9 protein-coding genes are annotated in these 15,292 nt (G+C 45.9%); 2 read left to right on the forward strand and 7 right to left on the reverse strand.

Going from position 1 to position 15,292, the window contains the following annotated elements; all coding sequences use genetic code 11:
* Positions 1 to 65 precede the first annotated feature (65 nt).
* The 4 genes from HMPREF9447_RS08900 to HMPREF9447_RS08915 form a co-directional block, all read right to left on the reverse strand.
* A complete protein-coding gene (locus HMPREF9447_RS08900; RefSeq protein WP_009129383.1) occupies positions 66 to 3,266 on the reverse strand; it encodes a glycoside hydrolase family 3 N-terminal domain-containing protein in 3,201 nt (1,066 codons plus the stop codon).
* A gap of 130 nt (positions 3,267 to 3,396) precedes the next feature.
* Positions 3,397 to 6,399 (reverse strand): glycoside hydrolase family 3 N-terminal domain-containing protein, encoded by a 3,003-nt coding sequence (locus tag HMPREF9447_RS08905; protein WP_009129384.1) that lies wholly within the window; start codon positions 6,397 to 6,399, stop codon positions 3,397 to 3,399.
* Positions 6,400 to 6,407: 8 nt separating this feature from the next.
* Positions 6,408 to 7,337 (reverse strand): bifunctional metallophosphatase/5'-nucleotidase, encoded by a 930-nt coding sequence (locus HMPREF9447_RS08910; protein WP_009129385.1) that lies wholly within the window; start codon positions 7,335 to 7,337, stop codon positions 6,408 to 6,410.
* A gap of 52 nt (positions 7,338 to 7,389) precedes the next feature.
* Positions 7,390 to 8,163 (reverse strand): 5'-nucleotidase C-terminal domain-containing protein, encoded by a 774-nt coding sequence (locus tag HMPREF9447_RS08915; RefSeq protein ID WP_009129386.1) that lies wholly within the window; start codon positions 8,161 to 8,163, stop codon positions 7,390 to 7,392.
* 344 nt (positions 8,164 to 8,507) lie between these two features.
* Between HMPREF9447_RS08915 and HMPREF9447_RS08920 the strand changes: the two genes are divergently transcribed.
* Both HMPREF9447_RS08920 and HMPREF9447_RS08925 read left to right on the forward strand, forming a co-directional pair.
* Positions 8,508 to 9,473 (forward strand): GNAT family N-acetyltransferase, encoded by a 966-nt coding sequence (locus tag HMPREF9447_RS08920; protein WP_009129387.1) that lies wholly within the window; start codon positions 8,508 to 8,510, stop codon positions 9,471 to 9,473.
* A gap of 21 nt (positions 9,474 to 9,494) precedes the next feature.
* A complete protein-coding gene (locus tag HMPREF9447_RS08925; protein ID WP_009129388.1) occupies positions 9,495 to 10,637 on the forward strand; it encodes a DegT/DnrJ/EryC1/StrS family aminotransferase in 1,143 nt (380 codons plus the stop codon).
* On the opposite strand, the gene HMPREF9447_RS08930 is transcribed toward HMPREF9447_RS08925, so the two are convergent.
* The 3 genes from HMPREF9447_RS08930 to HMPREF9447_RS08940 form a co-directional block, all read right to left on the reverse strand.
* On the reverse strand, positions 10,634 to 11,728 hold the full coding sequence (locus HMPREF9447_RS08930; RefSeq protein WP_009129389.1) for an endo-1,4-beta-xylanase: 1,095 nt from the start codon (positions 11,726 to 11,728) through the stop codon (positions 10,634 to 10,636). The two genes, HMPREF9447_RS08925 and HMPREF9447_RS08930, sit on opposite strands and share 4 nt — an antisense overlap.
* A 33-nt stretch (positions 11,729 to 11,761) precedes the next feature.
* Positions 11,762 to 13,447, reverse strand: coding sequence for a glycoside hydrolase family 43 protein (locus tag HMPREF9447_RS08935; protein ID WP_044138098.1), 1,686 nt, complete (start codon positions 13,445 to 13,447; stop codon positions 11,762 to 11,764).
* A 103-nt stretch (positions 13,448 to 13,550) separates the two neighbouring features.
* Entirely contained in the window at positions 13,551 to 15,107 is a 1,557-nt protein-coding gene (locus tag HMPREF9447_RS08940) for a glycoside hydrolase family 43 protein (RefSeq protein WP_009129391.1), read from the reverse strand.
* Positions 15,108 to 15,292: the final 185 nt, after the last annotated feature.

Genomic DNA, 15,292 nt, shown 5'->3' on the forward strand with positions numbered 1-15,292 from the left:
TGAAAAAAGGGAATAACCGGCCGCGTGAGCGGGGGGCTATTCCCTTAGTTGGTTTAAGTGACAAGCTATTTCAACGCCTGATAGATTACTTCCTGTATCCGTGTCCGAATATCCAACTTCATCAGCTTCGTATTCCACACATCGGGATAAATGCGGTTGCAAAGGAAAACATAAACGAGTCCATTCGTCGGATCTACCCAAGCACAAGTGCCCGTAAAGCCGGTATGCCCATAGACCGTAGCCGGAGCGGCAACTGCACACGGACTCTTTGCCGGATTCTGGCGGTCGGGCTTATCAAAGCCAAGACCGCGACGGCTGATACGTGAAACGGTAGTAGTAAATACACGGCAAGTTTCAGGACTCAGATAGCGTTTGCCATCTAGTTCACCGCCATTCAGCAGCATCTGATAGATACGAGCCACTTCCGTAGCATTGGAGAATAGTCCGGCGTTGCCCGACACACCACCCAAAAAGGCTGCAGACTCATCATGCACAAAACCTTGAAGAACTGTTTTCCGCAAGAACGGGTCAACGGAAGAAGGTATAATTTCAGCTTTCGGTATAGGCGCATGATTGCCGGAAACAATACCGGCATAAGCGGCGCCGGCAGTAGCAGCACCATTTAAAGGCAAGTACCCCGTACGCTTCAGACCCATCGGTGCATAGAATTCCTGCTCAAGAAAAGCATCCATCGACATACCCGTTCGTGCCTCAACCACCTGTTGCAACAAGATGAAACCCACGCAACTATAGCGATAGCGACGGTCGCGCAAAGGTGCTTTCACAATCTTCTGTTGATATTCTTTTTTAAAGGAACGGTTCAGCCACAAGCTATCACTAACCTGCAACGTATGTTCTGCTGTACGCACTTTAGACATCAGTCCTTTCCGGAACTTGAATTTCGGATTCGCCCATGTACGGCTACCTATCTGCACTGAATGCGCAGCATCGGGTTTCGCCTTGAAAAGAGTTCCGCCATAACTATCCTCATCTATGGCCTCCTGATAAAAAAGTAATGTAGAAGGCAGCCCAGACTCATGTAGCAGTAACTGGCGAATAGTAATATCTTTCTTATCCGTATCCTGCAACCAAGGCAAATAATCCGAAGCCCGGTCAGTAAGACTCAGACGGCCCTTATCATACAATTTCATCACGGCAAGCAGCGTCGCTGTGGTCTTTGTCAGAGAAGCCAGGTCGTAAACATCCGTCGGAGACACGGAAAGACCAGCACCGGGAATATTCACCGCCGCAGGAAGTTTATGGGTGGAGATGCCGACAGCCCCTCCCCAAGTATGTGTTCCAAATGCTTTGTTATACATCTCCTTTCCATCTTTCAGTACCACGACCTGACAACCGGGATAGGCACCTTCTTTGATACCTTCTTTTGCTATTTCATCGATACGCGCCAGCAAACGGGAATTCACCCCATATTCATCGGGAACAAAGTGGCGCGGTGTTTTTGGAGTGATAGCCAGTCCGTCACCCGTTGCAAACAGATTGCCGATACTTGCCGAAAGGCGTCCATCAGCCGTGGCATCGGCATAAAGTATTCCAGCCACCTGGGTTTGTACATCATCAATCGAAGAATGAGCCAGTATTACAGCATCAGCCGTCGATACTCCCCGGCGTATCTGCAACACTTGTTTACCGGGAATGAAAAGCAGATAGACCACCGGTACATCCGGAGCAAATTCATTAAAGAAAGCCTGATAGGGCACCAGGCGATGTTCCGTAACACAAACAAGAATACGTTTGTATTGCAACAGAGAGTCGCGCAATTGCTTGCGTGCAGCCTCCGGCAATTCCTTTTGAAGTTGGAAGACGGCGGGCATGGTGTTGTGCATCCCGGGCGAATGATTATTCGCCCCAACAGAGGAGGTATTACCGGCAGTAGAGGCATTGATATATCCGGAAAGTTCTTTCAGGAAAGGTTGTATTTCTTTTGCATCACCCACATTGAGCACAGCCACCTCCCGGGTATCCGCATCCAACGGAAGCACATTATCTTTATTCTTCAACACGGTGATTGCTGCCTGATTCAGACGATGTATCAAGTCACGGGTATGCGCCGTATTGATACGATTTCCCAAACCGGAGAGACGAACAACAGGTTTCTTCGATAATCCGAGAGCATACTTATAGGTAAGCACCTTCCGACACTTTGCCTCAATCTCAGCCTCCGTCAATTCACCACTTTTCACAGCATCTAGCACAGCATCTACTTCTTCCTTAATCCGCCGAGGGACAAGCAACAAATCATGTCCTGCCTTCAAGGCCTGTAAGCAAACTGTCTGGTCAGTAGTAGAAACACCTTTCATGGCAAGCGCATCCGTAAACACCAATCCCTGAAACTTCATTTCCTGCGTCAGCAAATCGTGCACCACTTTGCGGGAGAGTGAAGACGGCACTCCCCGCTTCGGTTCAAGTACCGGCACTTCCAGATGTCCCACCATCATTCCGGACAATCCTGCCTGAATGGCTTTCCTGAACGGATATAGTTCCACACTATCCAAGCGTGCACGCGAAAAGGATAATATCGGCAATGAATGGTGCGAATCCACATCCGTATCGCCATGACCGGGGAAGTGTTTACTTACAGAAAGCACACCGCCCTCTTCCAGACCACGGGAGTAGGCTATTACCTTATCTGCCACATTCGCAGGACTTTCTCCAAAAGAGCGGGTATTGATGACCGGGTTTTTGGGATTGATATTCACATCCGCCACCGGAGCAAAGTTTACCTGCACACCGAGCTCGCGACATTGCCGTGCCATCTCGCGTCCATATTCATACAAAAGTTTATCGTCTTGTATACAACCCAGAACCATGTTACGGGGAAACACCGGCGTGCCACGCAATCGCATGGAAAGCCCCCATTCGCCATCGAAGGTTATCATCAACGGGACATCCGCCATTTTCTGCGCTTCATTCGTCAGAGCCACCTGGTTTTCTATCAGACCACCGGAAAAGAGCAAGCCACCCACTTTGTAGTTGTCCACCACTTTGCGCAGCAGGTCGCGGTTGGCTTTATTTTGTTGTGGAGCAATCGTATAAATGAAGAGTTGTCCGATACGTTCTTTCAGATTCATCCTGTCGATTACAGAGTCCACCCATTGCCTGCATTGCTCATCACCGGAAAGCTGGCGAATTATTATTGGTTCAACAGGAGCTATGGGAGATTGCTGTACGGGCAGACGATGCGCCTGAGCATCGAAGTGGGCACAGCAACTGCAAATCATAAGGAAGGATAGGAGTAGTTTTTTCATTATCATCTATACATTAAGGCTACCAAAGTTATATCATTTCAAACACAAAGGCACGGTAAATACAGAGTTTTTTTGACTAATTAGTAAAAAATACTGTATTTACCGTGCCTCCTATTGTTTTATGCTCAGGCTATTTCAGGCTTTTATAAATCGCTTCCTGTATGTTTGTCCGGATATTCATCTCTCCCAGTTTCGTGTTCCAGACATTGGGACACAGGCGGTTACTGAGAAATACATATACCGTCCGGTTTTCAGGGTCCACCCAAGTGCAAGTACCGGTGAACCCGGTATGCCCATAAACGGCAGCCGTAGCCGATGGAGCGCAAGGACTATTCCTCAAGTCGCTTAAATAAGGCTTATCAAAACCTAATCCCCGGCGGCTGATGGCGGAAGTTTCCGTTGTGAACAACCGGCAGGTAGCTTCACTCAAATAGCGTTTGCCATTCAGTTCACCACCGTTCAGCAGCATCTGATAGACTTTCGCAACTTCCGTAGCCGTAGAGAATAAACCCGCATTACCGGAAATACCGCCCATACAGGCGGCCGCCTCATCGTGCACATAACCACATAAGTCCTGACGGCGCAGAAAATCGTTAGCAGCCGTAGGCATTATTTCTTGTTTGGAATATCTCAGCAAGGGCAGATACATGGTACGTTGCAAGCCCATAGGTGCATAAAATTCCTTAGCCACATAGAGATCCATCGGAAGTTTGGCAACCGCTTCTACCACCTGTTGCAGTAGAATAAAACCAAGATCACTATACACATACCGTTTACCATCCACATCGCAACGGGCAATCTTTTGCAGGATAGTGTTCTTGAAGCTCTTATTCAACCACATATCATCGGCCACATGCAGAGTATAGACAGATGATTCTTTCGCAGATACCAGTCCTTTCTTAAACTTGAAATCCGAACAATAGTAGCTATGCTCGCTCACCTGCGTGCGGTGCCATTTATCTACCCAGCTTTGGGCATAAGGACCTTGCACAGAGTTCGGATCGATGGCTTCCAGATAGAAACGGATATAAGGTGGCAAACCGGATTCGTGAAGAAGCAAATCCCTGATAGTAATATTTTTCTTATTAGTATTCCTCAGGAAAGGCAGATATTGGGATGCCTTATCCGTCAATCTCAACTTACCTTCATCATAAAGCTTCATAACGGCAAGCAACGTAGCAGTTGTTTTGGTCAGCGAAGCAAGGTCGAACATATCCGTAGGACGCACGGCAGTGGTGTCTTTATCAGAATGAGTACCAAAACACTTGTCATATACAGGTTGACCATCTTTCAATACCAGCACCTGACAGCCGGGATAGGCTTTGGCAGCCAGCCCTGCCTTGACGATCTCATCAATCCGATGTAGTTCATAAGATTTCATACCCAAATCTTCGGGAATAATGTTCCCCGGTTTCATACCCGGAACAATGACACTCCCTTCGCCTGCGCGGTAAAGCTTTCCGATACTCATGGACAGCTTGCCTTGTGCAGGAACCTTGGCAAATATCACCCCAGCCACATATTGTTGAATATCCGTTTCGGAGGAATGTCCTAGAACCACAGCACTGGCCTTGCTCAGAGCGGGTTCCAGCGGTTGCATACCACGATAGGACGTAAAGAAAGCATAGACTATCGGTGCGGGCAGGCTCAGATTTGCCAGGAAGTCGTCAAAGGCAACCACCCCGGCATCACTTCCTGATACGCTGACCACAATACGGCGATAGTCCGCTAACTTACGTGCCAGTTCACCGCGAGCATCAGCAGTCATTTCTTTCGTCAAACGGAAATGATCCATAGGAACGGGAGATAATTTCTTCATCTCATTAATGAAAATACTATCTTTACCCTCACCTACACTCAACACTGCTATCGGAGCATCACCCACAGGTGTCAAAGGTAATATTCCAAAATGATTACCCAGCACCGTAACAGCAGACTGGCGCAGCTTAGTAACCAATGCCTGTGCTTCATCCGTATTAATCCGATAGCTCATTCCGCTGACTTGTAGCTGCGGGCGTGGCTGACGCAATCCCAACAAATACTTATAGGTAAGTATTTTGCGGCATTTTGCCTCAACCTCCGATTCAGGAAGCAACCCTTCTTTTACGGCCTCCAGCACTTCCTCTACCGCATTTTCTGTGTTATATTGCACCAGCACCATATCGTTTCCGGCAAGCAATGCCTTTGTCGTAAGCCGAGGCACAGACGAAACACCTTTCATATCCAGTGCATCTGTAAACACCAGTCCCCGAAAACCCATCTCATCCTTCAACAGTCCCGTCACAATCTTTTTAGAGAGCGAAGAGGGCGTTATATTATCCGGTTCCAGAGCAGGCACCTGCAAATGTCCTACCATTACACCACCCAATCCGGCATGTATCATCTCCTTGAAAGGGTATAGTTCTACACTATCCAGACGCTCACGATTGTAATAGAGTACCGGCAATCCCTTATGCGAATCCACATCCGTATCACCGTGTCCGGGAAAATGTTTGCTGACGGACAACACGCCACCGCTTTCCAATCCCCGGCTGTAAGCCACGATTTTTTCCGCCACCTTCTTCGCGTCTTCACCGAAGGAGCGTACATGAATCACCGGATTCAAAGGATTTGTATTGACGTCCGCATCCGGTGCGAAGTTAACATGCACCCCCAGTTCACGGAACTCACGTGCCACTTCACGCCCATATTCATAAATCAAACTATTATCTTCAATGCAACCCAGAGCGGCATTCTTCGGAAAATAAGGCGTGCCTTTCAGACGCATGGAAAGTCCCCACTCACCGTCAAAGGTAATCAATACGGGAACCTTGGAATTCTTCTGTGCAACATTCGTCAGTATGGCCTGTTCTTCCGGAGTACCTTCGGCAAACAGTAATCCGCCAATCTTATACTTCCTGACCAAATCACGTATTTGCTTCTTTTTCTTCTTGTCCGCCCTGGCAGGAAAGGTGGTGACAATCAACTGTCCTACTTTCTCTTGCAGATTCAATCCGGAATATACGGAGTCTACCCACTGTTTGCAACGGGCATCTGCCGCTGAAGGAAGAAAAGAGGTTTCCGTCTGTGCGCAAAGCAATGATGCATTGCCTCCTAAAAGGACAACCAACATTAAGAGAATAGTTCTCTTCATTTTATTTATTACTTAGATGATGATTGAGATACCTCGTTTTTGGCAAGCGTCAGTTTCAACATACCGACATAGATCCCGCTCTTTCCTGTGTGCAACACGGGGACATTCTTACCGTCTTTATTTAAATAGATAGCTGGTTCTTTCATAAAGGTGTGTGTATGTCCACCCAGAATGGCATCAATATGATTCGTTTTCTGTGCCAGTTCCTCATCGCAAGGAGCATCCTTCAGTTGATAGCCGAGGTGAGACAAACAGATTATGACATCACAATTCTCCTGATTCTTCAGTACATCCACCGTTTTCTGCGCTACTTCTATTGGGTCATTATAAACCACACCTTCGCATTTATCCGCCTGTACCAGTCCTTCCATCTTCGGTGAAAGACCGAATACACCAATTTTCAATCCGTTGCGGTCAAGAGTAATGTAAGGTTTCACTAAACCTTCCAACACCGTGCCCGTCACATCATAGTTGGCACATACTACAGGGAAGTTTGCCATGCGGAACAAACGTGCCATATTCTCCAGACCAAAATCAAATTCATGATTCCCAATTGTCATAGCATCATACCCCATAAGGTTCATCATTTTGACTTCCACTTCGCCCTGAAACAGATTGTAATAAGGTGTTCCCTGGGAGATGTCCCCACAGTCGAACAGCAATAGGCCAGGGTTAACCTCGCGCGCTTCCTTAATGAGAGTAGACCGGCGCACCGTTCCCCCCATACCGGCATAACGGTCGGCAGCATGTGCTGCAATGGGTTCAATGCGGCTGTGCGTATCGCTTGTCTGCAAAATAACTAATTGTTTGGTGTCTTGGGCTGACTCGGGGGAAATCAGACAAAGCTGCTCCACATGAACTTCCCTGTCTGTTTTTTGGGCCGATACCGGAAGAAGGCAGCAGACAGCCAGCATAAAAAGAGTATATATACGTTTCATGAATGATAAATTAAGAGTTATGAATGATAAATTTGAAAAAAACAATTGATGATTACTCATCTTTCACAGTTATCCTGCCTTCCAGGCGGGAAGTAATCTTCTTTCCGGCAGCAGTCTGCTGCTCCACATAGTCCATGAACAAACCACGCAAGGTAGCTCCGTCCGGACAATCCCGTTTTTCTGCTTGCGGCAAGGCTACCATGCCATCATTGCCATCGGCCAGATAATCAATGGTAGCAATCGTGTAGAGTTGCTCGTCTTCTACCGGACGACCACCAACCGTACCTTGCAGCAGCTTTCCGTCTTTCGTTATCAAAAGTTGCACCCCACTGACACCTTCACCATGGCGCACTGCAATATTGTTGAACAATTCTTTCAGGTAAACGCCTTTCATGGTCAACACACAAAGGGAATTCTCAAAAGGCAATATCTCATAAATGTTTTCGCAGGTAATAGGTCCCTCTGTCAGCACATTACGCAGACCTCCCATATTTACCAGGCCCATATCGGCAGGCTTACCCAGCACTTGCCCGGCAGCATTGCGCAGCACATCAGCCACCAAATTGGAGAGTAGACTCTCAGGGGCTCCCTTATCCATACTCATTTCCGCAGTACCCACCACGCGATACATAATACTATCAACTTTTGCCTTATACGGAGCAAGCAGTGCCACCGCTTCCGCATTGGGTTTAGCATCCCAGGTGGAATCTATCGCTATCATTGTTCCCTCTGTTTTTGTCACCTCATATACAGGGTGACAAGAACTTAACAGGAATGCAGCCGCCAAAAGTACACCGGGAGTAAATTTCAAAATCATTCTTTTCATTTTGTTCGGGTTTTTAAATTGCTACAAATATAACAAATAGTCTTTCTTTGTCACGCCCTGACGGAAAGAAAAAAAGGAAAGTTCCTTCATTTCGATGCAGAGAAGAGGTAAAGATGTACTTACAGCTTATTGAACGCATTCGGAAAGCTTTCCGAGCGTGTTCCGTAAGCTTTCCGAATACGTTCAGAAAGCTTACGGAACAAACCGTTCATATACAGGCAGGTATGAGCCACTTCACTACCGAATATCTCCGAACAAATAATAAACCTGTGAAACTTACGTTATTTATCTGATTAATATATCTACATTTGAATTCAGAAAGTTATAAAAAGACAGATAAATACATGGGAGTTAGCACAGCAACCGACCAAAAGTGGAATTTAGTCCGCTACTCGGCAGAAGATAAAGAACGCTGGGATCGCTTCGTGCGCCGCTCTAAAAACGGCACTTTCCTATTGCAGCGCGATTATATGGATTATCATGCCGACCGCTTTCAGGACTGCTCTTTACTGATCTTCTGCAACCAAAAGCTAATAGCTTTGTTTCCAGGAAACCTTTCCGGTGATTGTTTCTACTCCCACCAGGGGTTGACCTACGGTGGCATACTTCTCTCTCCTTCTATCACATTACAACAAACAGAAAACGTATTTCGTACTGCACTGAATTATTTACAGGCAGAATGCAATGTTAAGTCCCTGGTCTACCGGGCCATTCCCCATATCTACCACCGCTATCCGGCAGAAGAAGACCTGTATATACTCACCCGCCTGGGAGCCACACTTACGGCCCGCAGCATCTCATCCGTCATACCATTAGACGACCGCCTGCCTTTCCGTACTCTCCGCTGCCGCCAATTGAAAAAGGCAAGAGCATGTGCCTTGAAGGTCATAGAAGATGAAGACTTCACATCCTTCTGGAAAATACTGGAAGAAAACCTCCACGAGCGATATAGCGTGAACCCGGTACATTCTTTGGAAGAAATTCTCCGGTTGCACAGAAACTTCCCTCGCCAAATCTCCCTCTTCCGGATATGCAATGAGGCAGAAACACTGGGCGGATGCGTAGTGTATGAAACCGATGAAGTAGCTCATGTGCAATACATTGCCGCCTCATCGCGCGGGAAAAAGTGTGGTGCACTCGATTTGCTATTCCACCAACTGATATACGACCGTTATGCCCAAAAGCGTTACTTCGACTTTGGTATTTCCACCGAACACGGAGGACAGGTGCTGAATGAAGGATTACTTTTCCAAAAAGAAGGCTTCGGGGCAAGGGCAATCATGTACGACGTCTATAAACTAAAGCTATAATGACCTTTACGAATTGAAACTATGATAAAGTATTTAGACCTGCAAAAAATCAATGCTTCCTTCGAGCCGGCACTCTCGGATGCTTTGCTGCGCGTCTCCCGTTCCGGATGGTATCTGCATGGTGAAGCTACGGCCCGTTTCGAGCAGGAATTTGCCGATTTCTGTGGTACGGCTCATTGCATCGGTACAGGAAATGGTCTGGATGCCCTTACCCTGATATTCCTGGCTTACCGGGAATTGGGAGTGATGAATGCAGGAGATGAGGTGATCGTTCCAGCCAATACCTATATTGCCACCATACTTTCCATTCTGCATGCCGGATTAAAGCCAGTGCTTTGCGAACCCTTACCCGAAACATGCAATATAGATGTTATCCATGCCGAAACATTAATTACCCAGCGTACACGCGCCATACTGCCTGTCCATTTATACGGTCGTTTAGCAGATATGCAAGGGGTATATGATTTAGCCGCCCGCTATGGATTAAAAATAGTAGAAGATGCAGCACAGGCACATGGTGCCATCTATGATAAAGTTTTACCAGGAAAGGAAAAACAGCTTTTACGTGCCGGAAATCTAAGTGATGCTGCAGCTTTCAGTTTCTATCCCGCCAAGAATCTTGGTGCATTAGGAGACGGAGGCGCCATAACAACGCATGATACAAGTCTAGCCGCTATCGTCCGTTTCATTGCCAACTACGGTTCTACGGAGAAATACGTTCATTTGTATCAAGGTATAAACAGCCGCCTGGACGAATTGCAGGCAGCTGTTCTTTCTGTGAAACTTCCCCGCCTGGATAAAGACAATGTCCGGAGAAGAGAAATAGCACAGTTATATAAAGAAAATATCCACTGGAAATATCCAAAGTTACAGTGTACCGTCAGTACCGAAGATATAAAAGAGTCTAACGTCTTCCACATCTTCCCCGTTTTTTCTCCCCGTCGGGATGAATTACAACACTACCTGACAGCGCACAATATCCATAGCCAAATCCATTACCCTATCCCCCCCCATCGTCAGAAAGCATTGATACAGGAATACGGGATGCAACAACTCCCCATCACGGAACATATCCACAATGAGGAGTTAAGTCTGCCTATTTCTCCATTACTGACGAATGAAGAGGTAGGTCAAGTCATTGATTGTATAAACTCTTTCGTTTAAAACGAAATCACTTTATCATAAGACGATTTCGGCTGTAAGTTATCATCAAACAACAGCGGATAATTGCGCAGACGATTGCCATGACGACGATCCAGCCATGAATCACCATCATAAACATTCCAGAAGGTAACATTGCGAACCACATTCTTATGGTCGCGCATCACACGGAACAGCATATCATATTGGGCAACCTGTGCGGAATCAGCCTCAGCCGTCAGTTCCAGTTCCTTATCTGTTTGGTCCACATTGAGCTGACCGCCTTGTTCTCCCGTGTTGATACGAACATCAAGTTCAGTGATATGAATATTATCAACTACTTGAGAATAAAGTTCAATAGCTTCTCTGAACTCATCTTCCGTAGGAGATGAGATATTATAATGTCCCTGCATACCAATTCCATGGATAGGAACTCCTTCTGCCTTCATGCTCTTCACCATATTGTAAATACGGTCACGCTTGACAGGATTAGTTTCATTATAATCATTGTAGAAAAGTAATGCGGCAGGGTCAGCTTCATGAGCATACTCAAATGCTTTTTTGATGAACTCATCTCCCGCAATCTTGTAATAAGTAGACTGACGGTAAGGAACATCTGCATCAGGATTATCCGTGATAGCCTCGTTCACCACATCCCATGCATAGATAACATCTTTATAACGATTAACTATCGTATGGATATGCTCTCTCATCCTTTCAAACAACACTTCCTTCGAAACTAATTCACCCTTTTCATCATGATACATCCAGTCAGCCGTCTGGTTATGCCACACAAGACAATGACCACGAAGGGGAATCTTATTCTCACGAGCAAAATTTGCAATCTTATCGGCATTCTCCCAGTTCCATTCTCCCTCTACCGGTTGTGTAGACTGAGGCTTCATGTCGTTCTCCGCAGTAATACTATTGAAATTAGCCGTAATCAACGATACCTGTTCAGGCGAATTCAGGTTCGGCATATTCACGGCACAGCCGATAGTGAAATAATCGGCATACGCATCTTTCAGGTTATCTGGCTTTTTCTGCTCCTGGCTGCAACCGGTGACTACCGCCAACATGCCCAGACAACTGATTGTTTTTAACAATGTCTTCATAACTTTAATTCGTTTGTTGGTTATTAATAGTTTTTATTCGACAAGAATGTCATTTTCAGAAGTAGCATACAAACCAATCAAACAACCGGTAAAGCCGCCGGCAACGTTGGTTGAAAGGATGTCTCCAGATACGGTATTACCCAACTGTAAGAAGTTAGTTCCATCCGTGGAGTAACTGAAGTCATAATTATCTCCTTCACCTTTCACTTGCAGTTGAATTGGGTTCTTGACATCTATCTTTGTACTTGCAAGTACTTTAGACCTTCCTCTTTCTGTTCTTTCCAATACCAGATAGAAATCCTTATCCTTTTTGGTCACCCCAAAGACGTAATTGAACCGCTCGCTTTGTACACAAGTGATGCCCGCCAAGTCTTTTTCTGACTTCGGGATATATTTCAATGTCGTAGTAAACGAAAAGTTACTATGCTGTTGTCTGTGGAAAAGCGTTGAAGTGGGCTTCACCTCTTTTATATTCACAGGGAACGGAGTTATCTGTAATCCTCCGTCTTTCAACACAGTTATGAACTCTTCACGAGGCCCCCGTAAACCAATCCAACGGTAATCCAACTGTGGAGATGTAAAATTCTCTGTGAATGTAAAATTTCCATTGGGGAAGTAACCATCTTTACCTGTTTTGTTCTCAACACCTTTGGGGGTCTTCAACTTCGGTTCCATCGGAATAAGCCCATTTTCAAAAACCGGAAATTCACCCGACCAGTCAACCGGCAGAATAAAAGTCTCACGACCGATATTCACTCTCCCCTTCTCATTCGGGCGAATAGCCAGAAATACACCATAATATTTACCGTCAGGACCTTCCACCAAATCAGCATGTCCGGCCCAGTCTATCATGTTTTTTCTATTATGATTCAAGTATCTCTGGCTCAGGATAGGATTACTCGGAGCTGGAATATAAGGTCCTTTAGGACTGTCACTCACAAAGATGACCTCACTATGCCAGTCACCTGTACCGCCTTCGGCACACATCAGGTAATAACGCCCACCCTTTTTATAAATATGCGGTGCCTCAATCCAAATGGGCTTCTTGGACAAGTCCACCCCACCATTTACGATAATCTGATCTGTTCCGGAAATCACTTGGTCATTTTCCACATCATACTCCCAGATCTTGATGACGCGATGTCCGTTATAAAGCTCCTCACCCTTATTCGGTGCATCGTTATGAACTACATATGCTTTTCCGTTATCATCGAAGAAGATAGATGGGTCTATTCCGTCAAACTTCAACTTGATAGGATCACTCCAACCTTTGAAAGGGTCTTTTGTCTTCACAATGATATTTCCGAAACCACCGGCAAACTGTGTGGTAATCATATAGAAAGTATCATTATTGGGATTATACTTAATGGCCGGAGCATATACACCGGCACTGATACCCGTATCCTGTACCTTCAGTTGCGAAGTACGATCCAGCACATGACCAATCTGCGTCCAATTCACCAAATCTTTTGAATGGAAAATAGGCACACCGGGAAACATGGCAAATGATGAGCATACCAGGAAATAATCGTCTCCTTTCCGGGTTATCGCCGGATCGGGATAACATCCTTGCAGAATAGGGTTATAAAACTCACCAGCCTTCAACGGATTCTCGTTGTACACTTTGTCGTCACCCTGATAAACAACCTGTGAGAACACCGGAGCATTCTTTACTTTCTTACCTTTACTGCCCTGAGCAAATCCTACCGTTGAAAACATTGCCACACAAAGAGAGCACAGAACAATCCGCTTACCCATTGAAAGCGCTGAGTTTACCTTTTTCATTTCTAATGCAAATTTCAGATTTATAATTACTAATTATTTATTTGTCGCTGATACGGAAATAATCGAAGTCCACATAACCTCCAGGGGTCTCCGTTGCATAATTGAAGAGTCCGAAACGATAACCCATAAAGTGCGGAAGCGTATAAGCCATTTTAAGCTGACTGCCAATCTTCATCCACTTCTTGCCATCCAGACTATAATAGAAATCAGCTTTGTCTTTCATATCTGTGAAGTCGCATTCGGCTTTCAGAAATACTGTATTCTGGTTCAGTGGCAGACTTTCCACCTCTTCCGGCTTATCAGTCTGCGCACTTACCATAACCACCTTCTTTACCCCGCTTTCAAACTTCACACCTACTAATCCATATTTCTTCTGGAGAAGTGCAAGTCCTGCAAAATCTCCTTCTTTCATGCCTGATACATCTATAGAAGTTATTCCCGAACATACCGGACCGATTGTCCGTTGTGTCAATGTGTTGCGGGCCAACAGAAAATCATTGTCCACCCGTCCGGTTTTCAGGCGCAGATAACCTTTACGCTCACTGACCGACCAAAGGGAATTATCCGGTTGGTGGTTCCACTGCCAAACCAGTGGCAAAGCCGCTTCTTTCTTCTTACGCGTGAACTCATCCGAAGCTACAATGCCCGATATTAAGCCTTTACCAGCAGGCAGTTCCAGTGTTTCCGGCACTTTCCCGTCAATGCCGATCACCGGCCAGCCATCTTCCCACTTCATAGGAACCAGATAAGGGATACGTCCTACCGAACCATTGTCCCGGAAAAGATAAGCAAACCATTTGCCGTCGGGAGTATCTATCAAACCTCCCTGAGCAACACCCTTATCCTGCAGGGCAACTCTGCCTTCCCAAGGTCCGTCCATGCTGTCGGAGCGATGGATGACCACCGTACGCATTCCTCCCTTGGGCCAGGTGATATTGAATAAATAATACTTTCCATTCACCTTAAACAATTGGGAGCCTTCAGCCGGCAAACCTATATTATCTCCGGATGGAGCGCTGGCATTTTCTATAAATACCCGTTCCGTGCCCTCCTTGATACCCGACAAGTCTTCTTTCAGTTCAACAATATGCAGCTTGCCACCACCCCAAATCATATAAATACGACCATCATCATCAAAAAACACCGTATGATCGTGATAGGCAGGCTTGAAAGTGTTCACCTTCCAGGGGCCTTTCTCTATATCCTTGGTGCTGAATATATAAGTCTTTCCAGTGGTCTGGGCAAACGTCGTTACGTAATACATATTATTATGATAGCGGATGCAACTGGCCCACGTACCGCGCCCATACGTACTTTTACCATTAGTCAGATTCAACTCGTCCATGTCTTCCAGGACATCGTAGCAATAGTTCACAATTTCCCAGTTCACAAGGTCTTTAGATTTCATGATAGGCACTCCGGGAGCCATATGCATAGTAGTGCTACTCATATAATAAGTGTCTCCCACGCGGATCATCGACATATCCGGTACATCGGCATAAATCACCGGATTCTTGGCCGAACCGGTTTGCGCAAAAGTTGCGCAACTATAGGCAACAATTGCCAGCAGAAAAATACAAAAACGTTTTCGCATAGTTATATCCTTTTTTATTAGAGTTCTTCTTGGTGGGCAGTATTCTTCATACAGGTTTTCCGCTCCGGTATCTAAGACAGAATCTCCCGGCAACAAATATACAGCAAGGATTCAAGAGACGCATACAATCATTTTACACATTCTTTCACTGGTATTACATCTTTGCCTTCAGCTATTTCATTTTC

The sequence above is a fragment of the Bacteroides oleiciplenus YIT 12058 genome, from assembly GCF_000315485.1.
Taxonomy (GTDB): domain Bacteria; phylum Bacteroidota; class Bacteroidia; order Bacteroidales; family Bacteroidaceae; genus Bacteroides; species Bacteroides oleiciplenus.

Excerpts from the sequence above, each read along its gene's own strand:
- HMPREF9447_RS08910 (WP_009129385.1), bottom strand. The coding sequence starts at position 7,337 with ATGAAACGTATATATACTCTTTTTATGCTGGCTGTCTGCTGCCTTCTT.
- HMPREF9447_RS08905 (WP_009129384.1), bottom strand. The coding sequence starts at position 6,399 with ATGAAGAGAACTATTCTCTTAATGTTGGTTGTCCTTTTAGGAGGCAAT.
- HMPREF9447_RS08935 (WP_044138098.1), bottom strand. The coding sequence starts at position 13,447 with ATGTTTTCAACGGTAGGATTTGCTCAGGGCAGTAAAGGTAAGAAAGTA.
- HMPREF9447_RS08930 (WP_009129389.1), bottom strand. The coding sequence starts at position 11,728 with ATGAAGACATTGTTAAAAACAATCAGTTGTCTGGGCATGTTGGCGGTA.
- HMPREF9447_RS08900 (WP_009129383.1), bottom strand. The coding sequence starts at position 3,266 with ATGAAAAAACTACTCCTATCCTTCCTTATGATTTGCAGTTGCTGTGCC.
- HMPREF9447_RS08915 (WP_009129386.1), bottom strand. The coding sequence starts at position 8,163 with ATGAAAAGAATGATTTTGAAATTTACTCCCGGTGTACTTTTGGCGGCT.
- HMPREF9447_RS08925 (WP_009129388.1), top strand. The coding sequence starts at position 9,495 with ATGATAAAGTATTTAGACCTGCAAAAAATCAATGCTTCCTTCGAGCCG.
- HMPREF9447_RS08920 (WP_009129387.1), top strand. The coding sequence starts at position 8,508 with ATGGGAGTTAGCACAGCAACCGACCAAAAGTGGAATTTAGTCCGCTAC.
- HMPREF9447_RS08940 (WP_009129391.1), bottom strand. The coding sequence starts at position 15,107 with ATGCGAAAACGTTTTTGTATTTTTCTGCTGGCAATTGTTGCCTATAGT.